The organism is Hydrogenophaga luteola (genome assembly GCF_042648585.1).
Taxonomy (GTDB): Bacteria; Pseudomonadota; Gammaproteobacteria; order Burkholderiales; family Burkholderiaceae_C; genus Hydrogenophaga; species Hydrogenophaga luteola.
Window position 1 is genome coordinate 526,600 of record NZ_JBHRXX010000007.1, and the last position, 19,900, is coordinate 546,499.

Consider the following 19,900-nt stretch of genomic DNA (forward strand, 5'->3'; position numbering starts at 1 on the left):
CGGCGCTTGAGGCTTGTTGCCATCCCACAAACAGGGGATTCATGGGAGCTCGGAAAGAAACGTCCCAATGGCTGCGAGCACAGCATCGGGCTGGTCCCGATGCGGGCTGTGCCCGCAAGCCGACAGGACCAGGGTGTGTGCTGCAGCATCCTTGGGCTGTACATCCCATATCTGCTGGAGGGTGCCGTACTCGTCGTTGGCTCCTTGAATGGCCAGTACCGGGGCACGAATGTTTCGGCATTCGCTGCGGATATCGAAGTTCAGGAATGCGGGGTCGAGCCAGATGTCGTTCCATTGCCAGAAGGCGTTGTCGACATTCTTGTGATGGCGCGCCAGGCGCGACCGCAGGCCCTGTTCCCCGGGTTGCATGTATACGGACCTGGCCTGCTTGATGGACCGGATCGAGACCTCCTCCACAAACACATGGGGTGCCATGACGACGCAGGCTGTCACCGGATGTCGGCTGGCGTACAGCAGCGCGATGGTGGCCCCGTCGGAGTGGCCCACCAGCACGGGTGCGTCGATGCCCAGTGTCTCCAGCAAGGCCGGCAGCACATCCAGGGCCTCTCGGTGCATGTAGTCAGGTTCGTGCCGCCCGGTGTGCCAGAACTCCCCGACCTGAGGCGTTCCGCGCACGTCCGGCACTGGGTCAGAGTGCCCGTAACCTCTTCGGGAATACACCCAGCCGGACCGTCCGGTGGCGTTGCACAGTTCCTTCGTCCAGTTGCGGCCTCGTTGGGTCCACATGGACACGCTGCCCAGCCCTTCGTGCAGGAACACCAGCGGCGAGCGGCCGGTCTGGCCTGGGATGTGTCGAACCTCCAGGCGGGTGCCATGGATGATGACGCTGTCCATCGTGTCTCCGCTTCGCGTGCCGCCGGGCTGGCGGGAAAACCGGTATTCTCGTTGCATGACTCAGCTGTTTGATGCGTTCTGGCGGGCGGTTGCTTACTGCATGCACCCGCGGGTGATCGGTTTGTCGTTCCTGCCCCTGGTACTGATGGTCGCACTGTCGTTTGGCCTGGGCTATTTCTTCTGGGACACGTCGGTCGATGCCGTCACGCAGTGGCTGCAGACCTATGAACTGGTTCAGGGCTTTCTGGGCTGGCTGGATCGCGTCGGTCTTGGCTCCATGCGGACGGTGTTTGCACCGCTGGTGGTCCTGGCTCTGGCGACTCCGGTGATCGTGTTGCTGTGCCTGCTGCTGGTCGCCGTGTTCATGACTCCGTCCATGGTTGAGCTGGTTGAGCAGCGACGCTTTCCGTCGCTCGAACGCAGGCGTGGTGGCTCCTTCGTGCTCGGCCTTTTGTGGTCGCTGGGTTCCACGCTCGTGGCCCTGGTGGTGCTGGTGCTTTCCATGCCCCTGTGGCTGGTTCCGCCGCTGGTGCTCATCCTGCCGCCGCTGATCTGGGGCTGGCTGACCTACCGCGTGTTTGCTTACGACGCACTGGCGCAGCATGCCAGCATTGCCGAGCGCAAGACCATCCTGCGTGAAAACCGCGGCAGTCTTCTGGTCATGGGAATCCTCAGCGGCTATCTTGGCGCAGCACCCAGCCTGCTCTGGGCATCCGGTGCCATGTTTGTGGCGCTGGCGCCGTTGCTGGTGCCGGTGGCCATCTGGATTTACACCCTGGTGTTTGCCTTTGCGTCTCTGTGGTTCGCACATTTCACGCTGGCGGCGCTGCAGCGTATGCGAGCTGCGCATGTGGTGGAGGTCCTGGATGCCGAGCCAGGAGGCCAGGCAGCCATGCCGCTGGAAACTCCACCGCCTACCACCGTTCTGCCGCCACCTGGCGCCTGACTTTCATGAGCACCAGTCAAGAGAATCTTCCGACGTTTGGACTGATCATCGTCGGCGATGAGATCCTGTCGGGCAAACGCGCTGACAAGCACCTGCCGAAGGTGATCGAACTGCTGGCGGAAAGGGGCCTCTCGCTGGCGTGGGCGCGTTTCATCGGGGATGACCGAGAGCGCATCACCGATGCGTTGCGAGAGGCTTTCGCCAGCGGTGATGTCGTGTTCAGCTGCGGTGGCATCGGTGCCACGCCCGACGATCACACCCGCCAGTGCGCAGCTGCGGCGCTGCAGGTGGACCTGGTGCTGCACCCCGAAGCCCGTGAGCTCATCGAGCAGAGGATGAGAGATGTGGCTGCAGAGAAGGGCGAGGTCTTCGATCCAGCAAGGCCAGACAACGTGCACCGCCTGAACATGGGGGTGTTTCCGGTCGGTGCCCGGATCATTCCCAACCCCTACAACAAGATTCCCGGGTTCAGTTGCGATGGACCCGGCGGGGGCTCGGTGCATTTTGTTCCCGGGTTCCCGGTGATGGCGTGGCCGATGATCGAGGCTCTGCTGGATGGGCCTTACCGCCACCTGCACCGGCAAGGCGTGTGGCAGGAGCGTTCGGTGGTGGTCATGGGGGCCATGGAAGCCACATTGACACCTCTGATGGAGGCCATCGAGCGCGAGCACCCGGTGAAGGTGTTCAGCCTGCCCAGCGTGGACCACCCAGAGTACGGGCGGCACATCGAGCTGGGTGTCAAGGGAGTCCCCGACGCTGTTGCCCCGGCGTTTGCGTCGCTGCTCGATGGGCTAGAACGGTTTGGTGCGAAATTGGGCCCCGAGTTGGTGCGTCAGTAGATTGCACCAGTGTGGTGCTTTATGCTGGAATGCACCAAAAAAATGCGAAATGAATGCGGTGAACTGCAATCACCCCAAGTACCGGGTGTGGCAGACCGCCGGCTCAACGCACTGCGCCATAATCTGCGCCGCCTTGGGGATTGGCGAGTCGTTTATTGATCCCGACGGCACAACTTTGGCACAGAAACTGCTTCATGCCTTTGTCAAATTCAGTTTTCCACTCACACAGCAACAGGAGTATTTGATGGCCAAGACCGTCGCAGACGTGATGCAAATGGTGAAGGACAACGAAGTCAAGTTCGTTGACTTCCGTTTCACCGACACCCGTGGCAAGGAACAGCACGTCACCGTGCCGATCTCGCACTTCGACGAAGACAAGTTCACCTCGGGCCACGCGTTCGATGGTTCCTCGGTGGCCGGCTGGAAGGGCATCGAAGCGTCGGACATGCAGCTCATGCCTGACCCGAGCACTGCCAACATCGACCCCTTCTTCGAAGAGACCACGCTGTTCCTGCAGTGCGACGTGATCGAGCCGGGCGATGGCAAGGCTTATGACCGCGATCCCCGCTCCATCGCCAAGCGCGCCGAAGCCTATCTGAAGGCTTCCGGCCTGGGAGATACCGCCTACTTTGGTCCCGAGCCCGAGTTCTTCATCTTCGACGGTGTGCGCTGGAGCAACGAGCCCGGCCGCGTGTTCAGCGAAATCGAAGAGTACGAGGCCCCCTGGAACAGTGGCGCCAAGCTCGAAGGCGGCAACCGCGGCCACCGTCCCACCACCAAGGGTGGCTACTTCCCCGTGCCCCCGGTCGACAGCACGCAGGACATGCGCGCCGAGATGGTCCTGATCCTCGAATCCCTGGGCATTCCGGTCGAAGTGTTCCACCACGAAGTGGCGGGCGCCGGCCAAAACGAAATCGGCACCAAGTTCTCGACCCTGGTCGAGCGCGCCGACTGGACCCAGGTTCTGAAGTACGTGGTCTGGAACGTGGCGAACGCCTACGGCAAGACGGCCACCTTCATGCCCAAGCCCTACGCTGGTGACAACGGCTCCGGCATGCACGTGCACCAGTCGATCTGGAAGGATGGCAAGAACCTGTTCGCAGGCGACGGCTACGCTGGTCTGAGCGACTTTGCCCTGTTCTACATCGGCGGCATCATCAAGCACGCTCGTGCGCTGAACGCCATCACCAACCCTGGCACGAACTCCTACAAGCGTCTGGTGCCCGGCTTCGAAGCCCCGGTCAAGCTGGCCTACTCGGCCCGCAATCGCTCCGCCTCGATCCGCATTCCTTACGTGGCCAACCCCAAGGGCCGCCGCATCGAAGCGCGTTTCCCCGATCCTTCCGCCAACCCGTACCTGGCCTTCTCGGCCCTGATGATGGCCGGCCTGGACGGTGTGGAGAACAAGATCCACCCGGGCGAAGCCGCCACCAAGGACCTCTACCACCTGCCGCCGGAAGAGGACAAGCTGGTCCCGACCGTCTGCCACAGCCTCGACCAGGCGCTGGAGTATCTCGACAAGGACCGCGCCTTCCTGACCAAGGGCGGCGTGTTCACCGACTCCATGCTGGACGCCTATATCGAGCTGAAGATGAGCGAAGTGACTCGCTTCCGCATGGCGCCGCACCCGGTGGAATTCGACATGTACTACAGCCTGTGATGGCGGGCCCGGTGACCGGGCCTCGCTCCGCAGCCAAAAAGGGACGGCCAGGCCGTCCTTTTTTTTGGCCGTTCGAACGAGCGCATGGGCATCCTGTCATGGCGGATACCATGCGGTCTGTTTTTGGGTCATACTGAAAAATGATTCTCAATGCGCCCACCGCGCCTGGAGCCCACGTGTTGTCGAAGCTGAACGTTGCCCGAAGAACGCATCGCGTCCTGATCCTTTCCATCGCCGCGGCGTGGTGGTTGCCGTCTGTGGCGCAAGAGCGAATCTATCGCTGTGGCAATGAGTACACCAACAACGCCACGGTGGCGAAGGCCCAGGGCTGCAAGCTGATGGAGGGCGGCAACATCACCGTCATTCAAGGCCCCGCGCCGCAGGCGGCTCCGCGGTCTGCCAGCTCCCCGGCAGCGCCCCGCAGTGCGCCTCGCAACGACTCGGCTGAGCAGCGTGCGCGCGACAGCGATGCCCGCCAGATCCTCGAGATGGAGTTGAGAAAGGCCGAAGAGCGCCTGGCTCAGGCCCAGAAGGCTTACGCCAATGGGCAACCCGAGAAAGAGGGCATCGAGTCGCGCAACCACCAGCGCTACCTTGATCGCGTGGCCGAGCTCAAGGCCGCGGTGAGCCGGGCCGAGGCCGATGTGAATGGTCTGCGGCGCGAACTGGCCCGCATGGGGGGGGCGCCAGCGGCGCCCGGCCCCGCGGGGCCTGCTCCTGCAGCGCCGGGTGCGACCGGGTCGTCTGATCCTGCCGCAAAATAGCCGGCTTGAAAAAACCAGACCTCTCTCCCACCCTTTCCCGTGTCGCCGCGGCCATGCTGCCGGGCAAGGCTGCTCAGCGCGCGGCTTCGGCGCACGGCAAATTCCACTCGCTCGATCTGCTGGCCACGCTGGTGGCGGTGGTGTCGCTCGACGGGCAGGTGCTCTTTGCCAATGCGGCGCTGGAGGATGCCCTGGGCATGTCCCGCCGCAGCATCACGGGCACGCTGCTTCAGGACTGCTTCACCGAGCCGCAGCTGCTCCAGAACGCGCTTGGTGGTGCGGCTGTCAACGAGTTCGCGGCCTTGCGGTACGACGCCTGGCTGCGACGCCTTACCCATGAGCCGCTGCCGGTCCATGTGGTGGTGGCGCAGACCGACACGGCGGGTGAGGTCATCGTCGAGCTGCTTCCGCTGGAGCAGCAGGCCCGGCAGGAACGGGAAGAGCGGCTGATCGACCAGGCACAGGCCAACAAGGAGTTGATCCGCAACCTGGCGCATGAGATCAAGAACCCGCTCGGCGGCATCCGCGGCGCGGCGCAGTTGCTGGAGCTGGAGCTCGACAACAAGCAACTGACCGAGTACACGCAGGTCATCATCCACGAAGCGGACCGGCTGCAGTCGCTGGTGGATCGCCTGCTGGCGCCGCACCGTCGGCCTCATGTGGTGGGCGACGTGAACATTCATGAGGTGTGCGAGCGTGTGCGCTCGCTGATCGTGGCTGAGTTCCCCCGGGGTCTGAAGGTGGTTCGCGACTACGACACCTCCATTCCCGAGTTCCGCGGCGATAAGGAGCAGCTGATCCAGGCGGTGCTCAACATCGCACACAACGCGGCGCAGGCGCTCGCGGAGCGCATCGCGGCGGGGGATGCGCAGATCACCCTGCGCACGCGCGTGGGCCGGCAGGTGACCTTCGGCAAGCAGCGCTACCGCCTGGCACTGGAATTGCATGTGATCGACAACGGGCCTGGCGTGCCCGATGCGATCAAGGACCGCATCTTCTTCCCGCTGGTGTCGGGTCGTGAGGGAGGTTCCGGGCTGGGGCTGACCTTGGCCCAAACCTTCGTGCAGCAGCACCATGGACTGATCGAGTGTGAGAGCGCGCCAGGCCACACGGATTTCAAATTGCTGATTCCGTTGCCATGAAACCGAAACGCCTCGCCTGAGGAAGGGAAGACGCACACATGAAGCCGATCTGGATAGTGGATGACGATCAATCGATCCGCTTTGTTCTGGAGAAGGCGCTGTTGAGGGAGAACCTGCCCACCCGCAGCTTCACCAATCCGCAGGAAGTCCTCAAGGCACTGAACGAGACGCCCGAAAGCGAAGGGCCGCAGATCCTCGTGAGCGACATCCGCATGCCGGGTGGGTCGGGCCTGGACCTGCTGGAGAAGGTCAAGGAGAAGCTGCCGGGTCTGCCGGTCATCATCATGACCGCGTTCTCCGATCTGGACAGCGCGGTGTCGGCCTTCCAGGGCGGCGCGTTCGAGTACCTGCCCAAGCCCTTCGATCTGCCCAAGGCGCTGGAGCTCATCCACCGCGCGGTGGAGGAGAGCCAGCGCGAGGAAGTGGCGCAGGAGTCGCTGTCGGCAGCGCCCGAGATGTTGGGCCAGGCACCGGCCATGCAGGACGTGTTCCGCGCCATCGGGCGGCTGTCGCAGAGCAACGTGACGGTGCTCATCACCGGTGAGTCTGGCTCGGGCAAGGAGCTGGTGGCGCGCGCGCTGCACAAGCACTCGCCGCGCGGTGGCGGTCCGTTCGTGGCGATCAACACCGCCGCCATTCCGAAGGACCTGCTGGAGTCCGAACTGTTCGGTCACGAGCGCGGCGCCTTCACCGGCGCGCAGACCATGCGCCGTGGCCGCTTCGAGCAGGCCGAAGGCGGCACGCTGTTCCTGGACGAAATCGGCGACATGCCGTTCGACCTCCAGACGCGCCTGCTGCGCGTGCTGTCCGACGGGCACTTCTACCGCGTCGGTGGCCACAGCGCCGTCAAGGCCAATGTGCGCGTGATCGCGGCGACCCACCAGAACCTGGAGCAGCGGGTTAAGGAAGGCGTGTTCCGCGAAGACCTGTTCCACCGCCTCAATGTGATCCGCTTGCGCCTGCCCGCCCTGCGGGAGCGGCGCGAGGACGTGCCCATGCTCACGCGCTTCTTCCTGCAGCAAAGCGCCAAGCAGCTGGGTGTGGAGCCCAAGCGCATTTCGGATGCGGCCCTGCGCCTGCTCAGCGGCTTCGATTTCCCCGGTAACGTGCGCCAGCTCGAAAATGTGTGCCACTGGCTGACGGTGATGGCGCCCGCGCAGATGATCGAGGTGAAGGACCTGCCGCCGGAGGTGCTGTCCGCGGTCGGCGACGTGGTGCCGCCGGATGTGCCGCTTCCCGCCGATCCGGTGGCGCCGGTGTTTGCTGCGCCGGCACCGGCGCCGTCGGCCGCCCCGGTGGAGTGGACCCCCGCGGTGCCCGAGGCGCCAGCGGTGGCCGCAGTCGCCGGTGCGCCGGCCGTGCCAGCCCCGGTGGCGGCCTGGGAACTGGGTCTTCAGGCCGAAGCCCGCTCGTTGCTGGAGGCCGGGCGCACCGACGTGTGGGACGTGCTCACGCGCCGCTTCGAGACCGGCCTGATCCTGACCGCTCTGGCGAATACGCGCGGCCGCCGCATTGAGGCCGCCCACAAGCTGGGCATCGGTCGCAACACGATCACCCGCAAGATCCAGGAGTTGAACCTGGAGTGACCCGTGCTCAGCTCAGTGTCAGCACCACCGGTGCGTGGTCGCTGGGCTGGGGGTTCTTGCGTGGGGCTCTGTCAATCTCGCAAGCGGTAGTGCGTGCCTTCAGCGCGTCGGTGATCAGGATGTGGTCGATGCGCAGGCCGCGATTCTTCTGGAAGCCCAGCATGCGGTAGTCCCACCAGCTGAAGGTCTTGGGCGGGTGTTCGAACAGCCGGTGGGCGTCGTGCAGACCCAGGCCGATCAGTCCCTGCAGCTGCGTGCGCTCTTCGGTCGTGCAGTGGATGGTTTCGCGCAGGCCCACCGGGTCCCACACGTCGGCGTCGTCGAAGGTGATGTTGTAGTCGCCCATCAGCACCAGCTGCGGGTGCGCCGCCATCTCGGCCCGCACCCATTCGCGCAGCGCGTCGAGCCAGCGCATCTTGTAGGCGAACTTGTCGCTGCCCGGCTCCTGGCCGTTGGGGAAGTAGGCGCCGATCACGCGCACGCCGTCGATGGTGGCGCAGAGCACGCGCGACTGTTCGTCGTCGAGACCCGGAATGTTTTTGATGACGTCGGCGGCGGGTGTCTTGCTCAGCAGTGCCACGCCGTTGTAGGTCTTCTGTCCGAACCACTGCGCGTGGTAGCCGGCGTCGGTGAAGGCCTGCACCGGGAACTTGTCGTCGGTGAGCTTGAGTTCCTGCAGGGCGAGCACGTCGACCGGGTTGGCGGCCAGCCAGGCCAGCACCTGGGGCAGGCGCACGTTGAGGGAGTTGACGTTCCAGGTGGCAAGTTGCATGGCGTGTCCGCGGCGTTCAAAGAGCTGCATTCTAGGGAGTGGGGCCAATATTACGTTTCGCATAAGACTCCCTTAATCTGGTCCGCAGACCATGCGTCCGTGTCTGGCCGAACCGGCTGGAAAAGGAAGCACGATGTCTCTGGCCATTGCCACCACGGGTGGACCATGTGCCCCCATGTTCCCCCCGGCGAACCTGCCGACTTCGCTGTGTGTGTGCACAGAGTCCGATCCGGGGCGCGAAGCCGTTGAGCGTTTCATTCAGCGGGTGTTTGCGCGCCGGTTTGGTGCACGCGTGCAGCGCTTCGCCCCCGAACTGGTGTGCCTGCGCGATCCCGACAGCGGCGACATCGTGGCCGCGGCGGGCTACCGCTTTGCCGACCACGGAGCCCTGTTTCTGGAGCGTTACCTGGACCGACCCATCGAACAGTGCCTGGCCGAGCCGGGCCAACCGGCAGAGGCCCGCGCAGGCATCGTTGAGGTGGGGCATCTGGCCTCCGAGCGCGCCGGTGAAGGCCGCCGCCTGATCGTGCGGCTGGCCCACCACCTGGCGGCACAGAACACACAGTGGGTGGTCAGCACGCTGACCGAAGAACTGCGCCACCTGTTCGTGCGCATGGGCATCACGCCGCTGGCCCTGGGCCGTGCGGACGCCACGGCACTGGGTCCGCAAGCGGGCGAGTGGGGCAGCTACTACGAGCACCACCCGGTGGTGCTGGCGGGCCAGATGCAGCCGGCGCTGCGCTGGTTGCAGCGCCGCCAGGCCCGGGGGCTGGACGCATGACGGCGCTCGACACATTGAACGCTCTCGGTAACGGCAGAGCCGGCCTGACCCGCGACGAACTGACCACCGAAGTCACGGCCCTGGTCATGCGGCTGCAGCAGGCCGGCACCCGGGTGCTGGCCACGCTGCTGGACAACGGCATGCCCTGGGTGGTGGCCGACCTGGCCGCCGAAGACGCGGGCGTGGTGCACGTGCCGCTGCCGCTGTTCTTCACGCCCGAGCAGACCGCACACGCGCTGCAGGCGGCGGGCGTCGACACGCTGCTCACGGTGGCGCCTCTGGCCTTGCGCTGGCCACAAGCTCCTTGCGAGCAGTGGAACGTGGCCGGCGAGCCGGTGTGCGCGGTGCGCCTTCCGGCGCAGGGCCTGCCCATGCCGCCCGGCACGGCCAAGCTGACCTTCACCTCCGGCACCACCGGCACGCCCAAGGGCGTGTGCCTCGGCGCCGCGGGCCTGCACCGGGTGCGCGATGCGCTGGTGCAGGCACTGGAGCCGCTGGACATCCGCCGCCACCTGTGCGCACTGCCGCTGGCGGTGCTGCTGGAGAACGTGGCCGGTGTGATGGCACCGCTGGCGCGTGGCGCCGAGTGCCTGGTGCCGCCGCTGGCAGAACTGGGGCTGAGTGGTTCGTCGTCTTTTGATCCCGCCGTGTTCAACGCGGCGGTGGAGCGCCATCAGCCGCACAGCCTGATCCTGCTGCCGCAGATGCTGCGCGCGTGGGTCGGCTGGCTGGCCGGGCAGGGCCGCCGGGCACCGGAGGGCTTGCGCATGGTGGCGGTCGGCGGTGCGGCCGTGGGCGCGCCGCTGCTGATGGCCGCGCGCCAGTTCGGCATTCCGGCCCACGAAGGCTACGGCTTGTCCGAAGGTTCATCGGTGCAGACGCTCAACCTGCCCGGTGCCGACCGTCCAGGCAGTGCCGGACGTGCCCTGCCACACGCACAACTGCGTGTGAATGAACGCGGCGAGATTGAGGTCGCTGGCGGCCTGATGCTCGGTTACCTGGGCCATCCTCCGCTGAAAGGCCACTGGTGGCCCACCGGCGACCTGGGTGAGATCGACGCCGACGGCTTCGTGCACGTGCGCGGCCGCATCAAACATGTGCTGATCACCGCCTTTGGCCGCAACGTCTCACCCGAGTGGGTCGAGACGGCGCTGCGCAGCGGCCGGACCATCGCGCAGGCGGTGGTGCTCGGCGACGGCGAGCCCGCCCTGTCTGCCGTGGTCTGGCCGGTGAGCGACGCGCTGCCCGACGCGGCCATCCAGGCCGAGGTCGACGCCGCCAACGCGGCCCTGCCCGACTACGCCCGCGTGCTGCGCTGGGTGCGGGCGCAGGCGCCGTTCGCCGCTGGCAGCGGCATGGCCACCGCCAACGGCCGACCGCGCCGCGACGCCATCCTGGCCCTTCATTCCCCCTGGCTCGGTCTCACCGCCCGCGATGCGGTGACCGCCTGAGCGTTTTTCTGGAGTCCTCATGTCCTTTCACGCCCAACTGCTGCAACAGACCGAACAGGCCCGCATGGGCCTGCTGTCGGCACCGATCATCCAGGGCTGCCTGCGCGGCGAAGTTTCGCTGCCCAGCTACATCGCCTTCCTCACCGAGGCCTACCACCACGTCAAGCACACCGTGCCCCTGCTGCAGGCCTGCAAGGCGGCACTGCCGGCGCACCACGCTTGGCTGGCCCCTGCGCTGGACGAATACGTCGAAGAGGAAAAGGGCCACGAAGAGTGGATCCTCGACGACATCCGCGCCTGCGGCGGCGATGCCGAGGCGGTGCGCCACGGCCGGCCCGGCCACGCGGCCGAGGTCATGGTCGCCTATGCCTACGACACCATCCACCGCGGCAACCCACTAGGTTTCTTTGGCATGGTGCATGTGCTCGAAGGCACCAGCGTCTCGCTGGCGCTGCTGGCGGCCGACAGCATCCAGAAGCCGCTGAACCTGCCCGACGCGGCCTTCAGCTACCTGCGCTCACACGGCACGCTGGACCAGGAGCACACGGCCCACTTCCAGCTGCTGATGGACCAGATCAGCGACCCGAGGGACCAGACCGACATCGTGCACAGCGCCAAGGCCTTTTTCCGTCTCTACGGCGACGTGTTCCGCGGCCTGCCACTGCCGCAAGTGGCGACGGCACAACCCACACGCGAGGCGGTGGCCGCATGAAGGCCGCGAATGCGCGTGTGGTGATCACCGGCGCGGCCGGTGGCATTGGCGCCGCCAGCGCCGAGGCGCTGCTCAAGGCCGGCGCGGCGGTGATGCTGGTGGGGCGCTCGGCGTCCCGCCTGGAAGAGCTGGCGAGCCAGCTCGGACGCAGCACCGGCGCCCATCCCGCGCGCATGGCCTGCCGGGTGGCGGACCTGACGCAGCCGAAGGATCTGGACAGCCTGTCCGCGCAGGCGGCGGTCTGGGGCTGCAACGTGCTGGTGCACAACGCCGGGCTGCCCTCGTTCGGACGGCTGCAGGACCAAACCCCCGAGCAGATCACGGCGGCGCTGCAGACCAACCTGCTGGCGCCCATGCTGCTCACGCGCCGCCTGCTGCCGCACCTGCTGGCCCAGCCGGCATCACAGGTGATGTGCGTCGGCTCGGCGCTGGGGGCCATTGGCCTGCCGGGCTACAGCGTCTACAGCGCGAGCAAGTTCGGTCTGCGCGGCTTTGCGCAGGCGCTGCGCCGCGAGCTGGCCGAGACGCCCGTGACGGTTCAATACCTGGGCCCGCGCGCCACGAAAACCGCCTTCAACAGCGAGGCCGTGGAGGCCTACAACCGCGCCACTGGCACCGCCAGCGACCGCCCCGAACAGGTGGCCGCCGAGCTGGTGGCCCTGCTTGAGAGCGGGGCGGGGGAGCGCTTCGTCGGCTTTCCCGAGAAGTTCGCTGCGCGCCTCAACGGCCTGGCGCCTGCGCTGCTGGACGGCAGCTTCAAGCGCCACAGCCGACACCTGCAGGCGACCGGCGATGTCCGGCCCGTCCTGAGTTCCTGAATTACCGATGTTCCCTTCCGGAGGTATTGCCATGTCCCTTTCTTCGAACCACACCCTCACCACGTTCTCGCGCCGCCACCTGACCTCTGCCCTGCTGGCGCTCGCCGGCCTTTCCCTGCTGCCGGCGGCCCAGGCAGCCACGGTCGAAGAATCCGTGACCGAGCTGCAGCAGGCCTGGGAGGTCATCAACTACAAGACGCCTGCGGCCGAAAAGGAGAAGAAGTTCGAGGCCCTGGCCGCACGCGCCCACAAGATCAGCGAGAGCTTTGCGGGCCGCCCCGAGCCCCTGGTCTGGGAAGGCATCATCCTCAGCTCCTGGGGCGGCGCCAAGGGCGGCCTGGGCGCGCTCGGCCTGGTCAAGCAGGCCAAGGTGCTGTATGAGCAGGCGATCCAGATCGACGGCAACACGCTCGACGGTTCGGCCTACAACAGCCTGGGCGTGCTGTACTACAAGGTGCCCGGCTGGCCCATCGCCTTCGGCGACAAGGACAAGGCCCGCGACCTGCTGCAGAAGGCGCTGACGATCAACCCCAAGGGCATCGACGCCAACTACTTCTTCGCCGACTACCTGGTGGAGACCGGCGAGCCGCAGAAGGCCGTGGCCCACCTGGAGAAGGTGATGCAGGCCGCGCCCCGCGCCGGCCGCCAGATCGCCGACGAAGGCCGCCGCGCCGAGGCGCGCGAGCTGATGGAAAAGATCAAGTCGAAGTGACGTCCGACGGGCGGCGGACGCTCAGGCGTTCGCTCGCCGGTAGGTGACGAAGGCCAAGGGCAGGCCGCTGGCGCTGACCTGCTCGTCCCGTGCAACCTCGCGCCAGTCGCTGCCCAGCACGGGCGCGAAAGCGTCGCCCTCGAAGTCCTGAGCGATCTCGGTCACCACCACTTCGCTGGCCAACGGCAGCGCCTGCGCATAGATCTGCGCGCCGCCGATCACCCAGGCGGTGCCGCCGGCGGGGCAGAGCCCGCGCGCGGCTTCGAGCGAGTGCGCCACCGCGGCCCCTTCGGCGACAAAGGCGGGGTCGCGCGTCACCACAATGTTCAGCCGGCCTGGCAGGGGGCGGAACTTGGGTGGCAGCGAGTCCCAGGTCTTGCGACCCATGATGACCGGGCAGCCGAGGGTGGTGCGCTTGAAATGCGCCAGGTCCTCGGGCAGGTGCCAGGGCAGCTGGTTGTCCTTGCCGATCACGCCATTGGCGGCGCGGGCGTAGATCAGGTGGAGCGAGGCGGGGGCGGTGGTCTCAGGCATCCGGCGATTGTGCAGCGCCGGGGCTTCTGCGAAAAAAGCCGGCGGGCAGCAACACGCTGGCGATCGCCACCATCACGAACACCATGGCCAGCCAGTCCTGCCAGTGCGGCACCTCGCCGGTGATGAAGGTGGCGCTGAGCGTGCCCACCAGCGGGATCGCCATCACGCTCATGGCGCTGGTGGCCGGCGGCAGGTCGCGCGCCATGCCGAACCAGATCAGCTGCGCGAAGCCGTAGTTGATGAGCACGCCGTAGGCCAGGCTGATCCACATCAGCGACGTGAACGTGGCTGGCTGCGGCAGCGGTTCAAGCGACAGCGCGAGCGCCCAGACGACACCACTGCCCAGCAGCAGCATCCAGACCGTGACCACCAGCGGCGAGAGCGTGAGGTGGGCGCGGCGGAACATCAGCGTGCCCAGCGCCCAGCAGGCGGCGGCGCCCAGCATCCAGGCCACGCCCGCTGGCCGACCACTGAGCCGCTGCAGCTCGTGCCACAGCAGCAGGCCAATCGCCAGGCTCACGCAGACCACGGCCAGCCGCACGCGTGGCGTGATGCGCTCGCCGAAAAAGGCCGCGCCGATCAGCACGGTGAAGATGGGCATGGTGAAGCCCAGGATGGCGGCGCGGCCCGAGGCCAGTTCCTGCACGCCGAAGATGGACAGCGTGTGCCAGCCCAGCACGTTGGGCAGGCCCAGCCAGGCGATGGTCAGCCATTCCTTGCCGGAAGGCCGCATGCGCTCGCCTTTGGAGGCCACGAAGGCGAACAGCCAAGCCGCGCCCAGCAGCATGGTGCTGGCGCGGAAGTACAGCGGTGAGAGCTGCTGCAGCGAGAGCTTCATCATGGGCCAGTTGACCCCCCACATGAGCGTGAGGGCCAGCAGCGCCCAGAGCTGGCGGCGCGAGATCACGGACAGATCGTCAGACGGCGACAGGCGCCTTGATCGCCGGGTGGCACTCGTAGCCCACGACTTCGAAGTCTTCGTACTCGTAGTCGAAGATCGAGGCCGGCTTGCGTTTGATATTCAGCGTCGGGTAGGCGAAGGGCTGGCGGCTCAGCTGCAGCTCCACCTGTTCGTGGTGGTTGCTGTAGATGTGGCAGTCGCCACCCGTCCAGATGAAGTCGCCCACGTCCAGATCGCACTGCTGCGCCAGCATGTGGGTCAGCAGCGCGTAGCTGGCAATGTTGAACGGCACGCCCAGGAAGATGTCGGCGCTGCGCTGGTAGAGCTGGCAGCTGAGCTTGCCGCGGCCGCCAGGCTCGGTGGCAGGCGCCACGTAGAACTGGAAGAAGGCGTGGCAGGGCATGAGCGCCATCTGGTCCAGGTCGGCCACGTTCCAGGCGCTGACGATGATGCGGCGGCTGTCGGGGTTGGTCTTGAGCTGCTTGACGACTTCGCTGATCTGGTCGATGTGGCCGCCGCCCGGCTTGGGCCAGTTGCGCCACTGCACGCCGTAGACCGGGCCCAGTTCGCCGTCTTCACGCGCCCATTCGTCCCAGATGGTGCAGCCGCGTTCCTGCAGCCACTTCACGTTGGAATCGCCGCGCAGAAACCACAGCAGCTCGACGATGATGGCCTTGAGGAACACCTTCTTGGTGGTCACCAGCGGGAAACCTTCGTTGAGGTCGAAGCGCATCTGGTGGCCGAACACGCTGCGCGTGCCGGTGCCGGTGCGGTCACCCTTCTGCACGCCGTGCGTGTAAACGTGGCGCATGAAATCTTCGTACTGGGAGCGGACGGGGCGGTGGGTCGGGGCGGTCATCCCGCCATTTTGCCTGCTCGGTTGTGGCGCACCTGCGCAGCCGCCGGGATCGCCCTAGCTCACGATCGGCGTCCGATTGCTGTCCGACGGATCAGCGCAGCACCCGGCCGGGGTTGAGGATGTTCTGCGGGTCCAGCGCCTGCCTGATCGAGCGCATCAGCGCCAGCGCCACCGGGTCCTTGTAGGCCGGCAGTGTGTCCACCTTGAGGCCACCGATGCCGTGTTCGGCGCTGATCGAGCCTTCGAAGCGCGCGACCTGGTCGAACACCAGGTGATTGACCCGTTCCTCCTGCTCGCGCAGGAAGGCGGCCGGGTCGCCACCCTCGGGCGCCTGCACGTTGTAGTGCAGGTTGCCGTCGCCCAGGTGGCCGAAGTTCACCAGGCGCACGCCGGGAATCTCGCGCCGCAGCAGCGCGTCGGTCTCGGCGCAGAAGGCCGGGATCTTCGAGACCGGGATGCTGATGTCGTGCTTGATGTTCAGACCCTCTTCGGCCTGTGCCAGCGGGATGCTCTCGCGGATGTGCCAGAGCGCGTGGGCCTGCTGCAGGCTCTCAGCCACGACGGCGTCGCTGACCACGCCGTTTTCAAATGCGGTTTCCAGCAGCCGCTCGAACTGGCCGCGCGCATGGTCTTCGGACTCGCTGTCGCTGTTCTCCAGAAGCACACAGTACGGGTGATCGGCCCACAGCGGCACACGCTGCTGCGGAAAGTGCTTCGCCACCAGCGAGAGGGCGAACTGGCCCATCACCTCGAAGCCGGTCAGGCCCGCGCCCAGGTGGCGGTGCGCCAGACCCAGCAGCTGCACCGCCGCTTCCAGCGAGGGTACGGCGGCCCATGCCGTCAGCTGCGCGGCGGGCAGGGGGTACAGCTTCATGGTCGCGGCAGTGATCACGCCCAGCGTGCCTTCGCTGCCGACGAACAAGTCGCGCAGGTCGTAGCCGGTGTTGTCCTTGCGCAGGCCCGAGAGGCCGTTCCAGATCTCGCCCTGTGCGGTCACCACCTCCAGCCCCAGGCACAGCTCGCGCGCATTGCCATAGCGCACCACCTGCGTGCCACCGGCGTTGGTGGCGAGGTTGCCACCGATGGTGCAGCTGCCCTCGGCCGCCAGCGAAAGCGGGAACAGAAAGCCGGCCTTCTCCGCGGCCTCCTGCAGCATCTGCAGCACGCAGCCGGCCTCGACCGTCATGGTCAGGTTATCGCCGTCGATGGTGCGCACGGCGTTCATGCGCGTGAGGCTGAGCACCACCTGCGTGCCGCTGTCGTCGGGCACCGCGCCGACCACCAGGCCGGTGTTACCGCCCTGGGGCACGATGCTCACGCCGGCCGCGGCGCAGGCTTTCACCACCGCCGCCACCTCGGCCGTGCGGCCGGGGCGCACTACCGCGAGGGCTCGGCCGTGCGAGCGCTTGCGCCAGTCCTGTTCCCAGGCCGAGAGGTCGGTGGCCGGATCGTCGTGCGTCAGCACCTGGGCCGGGCCGACGATGTCGCGCAGGGTGGTGATCAGTTCGTTCATGGGGCCTTGGTTGGAGGAACCGGGTCGGCGGCAAAGCCGGCCTCGGCGGCCCGGCGGGCCGCGTCGGCGGCAATGGCCTCCTTGCCGGCGGCGCGCAGCCGGGTGCGGATGTGCCAGGTGCAGGCGACGAAGAGCACGACGCACAGCAGCAGCTCGATGCCGGCGAGCAGGGCCGAGAGAGCGTTGGTGTCGCTGGTCATGCGCACCGCGCCCTCGGCGGCGTAGATCCAGACCAGCAGGCTGAGCCAGCGGTAGGTGTACATGCGGTTCTTGAGCAGACCAGCCAGCGGCAAGGTCAGCGGCAGCGACTTGAGCACCAGCCACGAACCGCCAGGCCGCAGCGGCGCCAGCCAGAGTTCCCAGGCCAGGCACAGCGCAATCAGCGCGACCAGACTGGCCACGGCCAACTGGCGGGAGCGGGCCACGCCCGCGGGAACCGGGGCCATGGCGGTCGCGGGGTAAGAGGGAGGGTGCGGGTCTGTCATGGCGGGTGGCATGATACCGGGATGACTGTTTCCGAGCGCCTTGCCGACGCCCAGACCCTGCTGGCCGAGCTGTGGCAGAACCTGCTGCGATTTCCCTGGCGCACCACTGCGCTGACCCTGCGCGAGCGCTTCCGCGAAGACCGCCTGGGCGTGACCGCGTCCAGCCTGACCTTCACCACCACCATCTCCCTGGTGCCGTTGTTCACCGTGGCGCTGGCCATCTTCAGCGCTTTCCCCATGTTCGGGCGGTTGCAGATCACGCTGCAGCGCTGGCTGGTCGAGAGCCTGGTGCCGGACAACATCGCCAAACAGGTGCTGAGCTACCTCAACCAGTTCGCGGCCAAGGCCGGCCAGATCGGCTGGGTGGGCGCGCTGGTTCTGCTGGGTACTGCGCTGGCGCTGATCCTGACGATTGACCGAAAGCTCAACGACATCTGGCGCGTGCGCACCTCGCGACCCCTGACGCAGCGCGTGCTGGTCTACTGGGCCGTGCTGACGCTGGGGCCGCTGCTGCTGGCGGCCAGCCTGACCGCCACCTCCTACGCCGTCACCAGCACGGGCGTGACGCGCTCGGGCAGTGTGCGGGTGCTGCTCGATTCGCTGCAATTCGTGCTGATGACCGGTGGCATGGCCGCGCTCTACCGCTTTGTGCCGAACACCAAGGTGCGCTGGTCGCACGCGCTGGTGGGCGGCCTGTTCACCGCGGGTGCGCTGGAGCTGGCCAAGGGGTTGCTGGCCTGGTACCTGGGCCAGGTGCCGACCTACTCGGTGGTCTACGGCACTTTTGCCACCGTGCCCATCCTGCTGGTCTGGTTCTACGTGGCCTGGGTGATCGTGCTGCTGGGCGCGGTCGTCGCGGCCTACCTTCCCAGCCTGCTCTCGGGCATCGCCCGCCGCGGCAACTACCCTGGCTGGCGCTTCCAGCTGGCGCTGGAGACACTGGCGCAGCTGCAGCTGGTGCGCGAGGCACCCGCGCGGGGCCTGAGCCTGGACGCACTGGCGCAGGCCCTGCAGGTCGACCCGCTGCACCTCGAAGAACCCATCGGCGCGCTGGTGGCGCTCGACTGGCTGGGCCGGCTGGACGAAGCGGACGAGCGCTATGTGCTGCTGCAGGACCCGGCGAACCTGCCGGTGGCCCCGCTGGCGCAGCGCCTGCTGCTGCCCGACTCACCCAGCACCGAGGCCTTCTGGGCAGTCAGCGGGCTGCGCAGCATGACCGTGGCGCAGGCGCTGGCAGCGCCCTCGGTGCCTTGATCAGGCGGTCCTGAACGGCGCCGAGAGGAAGCCACGGAACCGAGCCCGGCCTCCGCGCACAGGTGGCGCGCTGAGTTCAAACCGGGGAAAACGAACCAGAAAGCGCCCGATGGCGATGCGGCCTTCGAGCCGCGCCAGGCTCAGGCCCGCGCACTGGTGGATGCCGAATCCGAAGGCGAGGTGTTTGTTGCCTTCGCGGCGCAGGTTCAGGGTTTCGGGCTGCTCGTACACGGCAGGGTCGCGGTTGGCGGCGCCGATGCACAGCGTGACCAGGGCGCCGGGCTCCAGCGCCGCGCCGCCCACGGTGGCCGCCGACAGCGCGCGCCGGTTGCCCAGCTGGTTGGACGATTCGAAGCGCAGGCATTCGTCCACCGCCAGCGTCAGCACCTGTTCATTCGTGGCGGCATCGGTGGCCGCGCGCAGGTCGGCCAGCAGCTGTTCGCGCTGCGCCGGGAACTCCTGCATCAGGATCAAGCCGTTGCCGATCAGGTTGGTGGTGGTCTCGTGGCCGGCATTGAGCAGGAAGATGCAGTTCTGCAGCAGCTCGACCTCGCTGAGCTTCTCACCATTGGCTTCGCCCTGGATCAGGCGCGTGAGCACGTCGCGCTCCGGGTCGCCCGGGGCTTTGCGCCGCTCGGCGACCAGTGTGCGCAGGTAGGCCAGCATTTCGGTCACGCTGCGGTTGCCGGCGGCGTGCTGTTCGGGCGTGGGCACCGGTTCGAGCGCGCCCAGGATGGCCAGCGACCAGTCGCGCAGCGGGTCGCGGTCCTGGTGCGGTACGCCGAGCAGGTTGCCGATGATCTCGACCGGGATGGCCGAAGCGAAGTCCTCGATCAGATCACCGCCGCCCTGCGCCTCGATGCGGTCGAGCAGCTGGTCGACCAGCGCGACCAGACCCGGCTCCATGTCGGCAATCGCGCGGCGGGTGAGGGCGCCCATGATGAGCTTGCGCACCCGTGTGTGCAGCGGCGGGTCGTTGAACACCAGGCTGGTGGTGTGGTGCTCGTACAGCGGCGAATCCACGCCGTACTTGGGTGCGAACTCGACGTGCTTGTCGGAGCTGAACACGGCGGCGTCGCGGTACACCGCCATCAGGTCGGCGTGGCGGGTGAGGAAGAGCGAGCCGTCGGGCATGCGCCGCACCGGTTCGTGTTCGCGCAGCGTGGCGTAGACCGGGAACGGGTTGGCCAGGAAATCGGCGGGCAGGGCGCGCAGGTCGAAGCTGGCGGCGATCGCTTGCGCCCGCTCGGCGCTCATGGGCGAGGTGATCTGTTGCGGCTGGATCATGGTGCGCCCATTCTGGCGCCGCCGGTTGG

20 protein-coding genes are annotated in these 19,900 nt (G+C 67.1%); 12 read left to right on the plus strand and 8 right to left on the minus strand.

The features are described from left to right. Positions 1 to 39: 39 nt before the first annotated feature. On the minus strand, positions 40 to 855 hold the full coding sequence (locus tag ACFOPI_RS17240; RefSeq protein ID WP_382176422.1) for an alpha/beta fold hydrolase: 816 nt from the start codon (positions 853 to 855) through the stop codon (positions 40 to 42). Positions 856 to 910: 55 nt separating this feature from the next. On the opposite strand from ACFOPI_RS17240, the gene ACFOPI_RS17245 reads away from it, so the two are divergent. The 6 genes from ACFOPI_RS17245 (at position 911) to ntrC (ending at position 7,792) form a co-directional block, all read left to right on the plus strand. Next, the gene (locus tag ACFOPI_RS17245; protein ID WP_382177211.1) at positions 911 to 1,801 is read left to right on the plus strand and encodes an EI24 domain-containing protein; all 891 of its coding nucleotides are present in this window, start codon (positions 911 to 913) and stop codon (positions 1,799 to 1,801) included. A 5-nt stretch (positions 1,802 to 1,806) separates the two neighbouring features. Beyond that, positions 1,807 to 2,640 (plus strand): competence/damage-inducible protein A, encoded by an 834-nt coding sequence (locus ACFOPI_RS17250; RefSeq protein WP_382176425.1) that lies wholly within the window; start codon positions 1,807 to 1,809, stop codon positions 2,638 to 2,640. A 244-nt stretch (positions 2,641 to 2,884) separates the two neighbouring features. Next, a complete protein-coding gene (gene glnA / locus ACFOPI_RS17255; RefSeq protein WP_382176428.1) occupies positions 2,885 to 4,300 on the plus strand; it encodes a type I glutamate--ammonia ligase in 1,416 nt (471 codons plus the stop codon). Positions 4,301 to 4,557: 257 nt separating this feature from the next. After that, positions 4,558 to 5,064, plus strand: coding sequence for a hypothetical protein (locus ACFOPI_RS17260; RefSeq protein WP_382176431.1), 507 nt, complete (start codon positions 4,558 to 4,560; stop codon positions 5,062 to 5,064). A gap of 53 nt (positions 5,065 to 5,117) precedes the next feature. After that, positions 5,118 to 6,206 carry a nitrogen regulation protein NR(II) gene (gene glnL / locus ACFOPI_RS17265; RefSeq protein ID WP_382177214.1) on the plus strand — a complete coding sequence of 363 codons (1,089 nt, stop codon included), beginning with the start codon at positions 5,118 to 5,120 and terminating at the stop codon, positions 6,204 to 6,206. Positions 6,207 to 6,244: 38 nt separating this feature from the next. Then, positions 6,245 to 7,792: a nitrogen regulation protein NR(I) gene (gene ntrC, locus ACFOPI_RS17270; RefSeq protein WP_382176433.1), complete on the plus strand. Its 1,548-nt coding sequence runs from the start codon at positions 6,245 to 6,247 to the stop codon at positions 7,790 to 7,792. A gap of 7 nt (positions 7,793 to 7,799) precedes the next feature. Here ntrC and xth read toward each other — a convergent pair whose 3' ends face one another. Then, the gene (gene xth / locus ACFOPI_RS17275; protein WP_382176436.1) at positions 7,800 to 8,564 is read right to left on the minus strand and encodes an exodeoxyribonuclease III; all 765 of its coding nucleotides are present in this window, start codon (positions 8,562 to 8,564) and stop codon (positions 7,800 to 7,802) included. 175 nt (positions 8,565 to 8,739) lie between these two features. On the opposite strand from xth, the gene ACFOPI_RS17280 reads away from it, so the two are divergent. From ACFOPI_RS17280 to ACFOPI_RS17300, 5 genes are read left to right on the plus strand one after another with little or no spacing between them, the layout of a single operon-like run. Further along, positions 8,740 to 9,345: a thermostable hemolysin gene (locus ACFOPI_RS17280; protein WP_382176439.1), complete on the plus strand. Its 606-nt coding sequence runs from the start codon at positions 8,740 to 8,742 to the stop codon at positions 9,343 to 9,345. Beyond that, on the plus strand, positions 9,342 to 10,796 hold the full coding sequence (locus ACFOPI_RS17285) for an AMP-binding protein (RefSeq protein ID WP_382176441.1): 1,455 nt from the start codon (positions 9,342 to 9,344) through the stop codon (positions 10,794 to 10,796). Before ACFOPI_RS17280 ends, ACFOPI_RS17285 begins: the two co-directional genes overlap by 4 nt. A gap of 19 nt (positions 10,797 to 10,815) precedes the next feature. Beyond that, positions 10,816 to 11,508, plus strand: coding sequence for a TenA family transcriptional regulator (locus ACFOPI_RS17290; protein WP_382176444.1), 693 nt, complete (start codon positions 10,816 to 10,818; stop codon positions 11,506 to 11,508). After that, positions 11,505 to 12,326 (plus strand): SDR family oxidoreductase, encoded by an 822-nt coding sequence (locus ACFOPI_RS17295; RefSeq protein ID WP_382176447.1) that lies wholly within the window; start codon positions 11,505 to 11,507, stop codon positions 12,324 to 12,326. Before ACFOPI_RS17290 ends, ACFOPI_RS17295 begins: the two co-directional genes overlap by 4 nt. 31 nt (positions 12,327 to 12,357) lie before the next feature. Then, positions 12,358 to 13,038: a tetratricopeptide repeat protein gene (locus tag ACFOPI_RS17300; protein WP_066254440.1), complete on the plus strand. Its 681-nt coding sequence runs from the start codon at positions 12,358 to 12,360 to the stop codon at positions 13,036 to 13,038. 21 nt (positions 13,039 to 13,059) lie between these two features. Here ACFOPI_RS17300 and ACFOPI_RS17305 read toward each other — a convergent pair whose 3' ends face one another. The 5 genes from ACFOPI_RS17305 to ACFOPI_RS17325 all read right to left on the minus strand — a co-directional run bounded on the left by ACFOPI_RS17305 (position 13,060) and on the right by ACFOPI_RS17325 (position 17,291). Then, on the minus strand, positions 13,060 to 13,572 hold the full coding sequence (locus ACFOPI_RS17305) for a dihydrofolate reductase (RefSeq protein ID WP_382176450.1): 513 nt from the start codon (positions 13,570 to 13,572) through the stop codon (positions 13,060 to 13,062). After that, positions 13,565 to 14,479: a DMT family transporter gene (locus ACFOPI_RS17310; RefSeq protein ID WP_382176452.1), complete on the minus strand. Its 915-nt coding sequence runs from the start codon at positions 14,477 to 14,479 to the stop codon at positions 13,565 to 13,567. The genes ACFOPI_RS17305 and ACFOPI_RS17310 overlap by 8 nt, the downstream gene beginning before the upstream one ends. Positions 14,480 to 14,489: 10 nt before the next feature. Then, a complete protein-coding gene (locus ACFOPI_RS17315; RefSeq protein ID WP_382176454.1) occupies positions 14,490 to 15,332 on the minus strand; it encodes a thymidylate synthase in 843 nt (280 codons plus the stop codon). Between the two features lie 91 nt (positions 15,333 to 15,423). Continuing rightward, positions 15,424 to 16,845, minus strand: a complete 1,422-nt coding sequence (locus tag ACFOPI_RS17320; RefSeq protein ID WP_382176457.1) for an FAD-binding oxidoreductase — start codon at positions 16,843 to 16,845, stop codon at positions 15,424 to 15,426. Further along, positions 16,842 to 17,291, minus strand: a complete 450-nt coding sequence (locus tag ACFOPI_RS17325; RefSeq protein ID WP_382176460.1) for a DUF2069 domain-containing protein — start codon at positions 17,289 to 17,291, stop codon at positions 16,842 to 16,844. Before ACFOPI_RS17325 ends, ACFOPI_RS17320 begins: the two co-directional genes overlap by 4 nt. Before the next feature lie 60 nt (positions 17,292 to 17,351). Between ACFOPI_RS17325 and ACFOPI_RS17330 the strand changes: the two genes are divergently transcribed. Then, the gene (locus tag ACFOPI_RS17330) at positions 17,352 to 18,584 is read left to right on the plus strand and encodes a YihY family inner membrane protein (RefSeq protein WP_382176463.1); all 1,233 of its coding nucleotides are present in this window, start codon (positions 17,352 to 17,354) and stop codon (positions 18,582 to 18,584) included. On the opposite strand, the gene ACFOPI_RS17335 is transcribed toward ACFOPI_RS17330, so the two are convergent. Continuing rightward, on the minus strand, positions 18,585 to 19,871 hold the full coding sequence (locus ACFOPI_RS17335) for a cytochrome P450 (protein ID WP_382176466.1): 1,287 nt from the start codon (positions 19,869 to 19,871) through the stop codon (positions 18,585 to 18,587). Between the last annotated feature and the right edge of the window lie 29 nt (positions 19,872 to 19,900).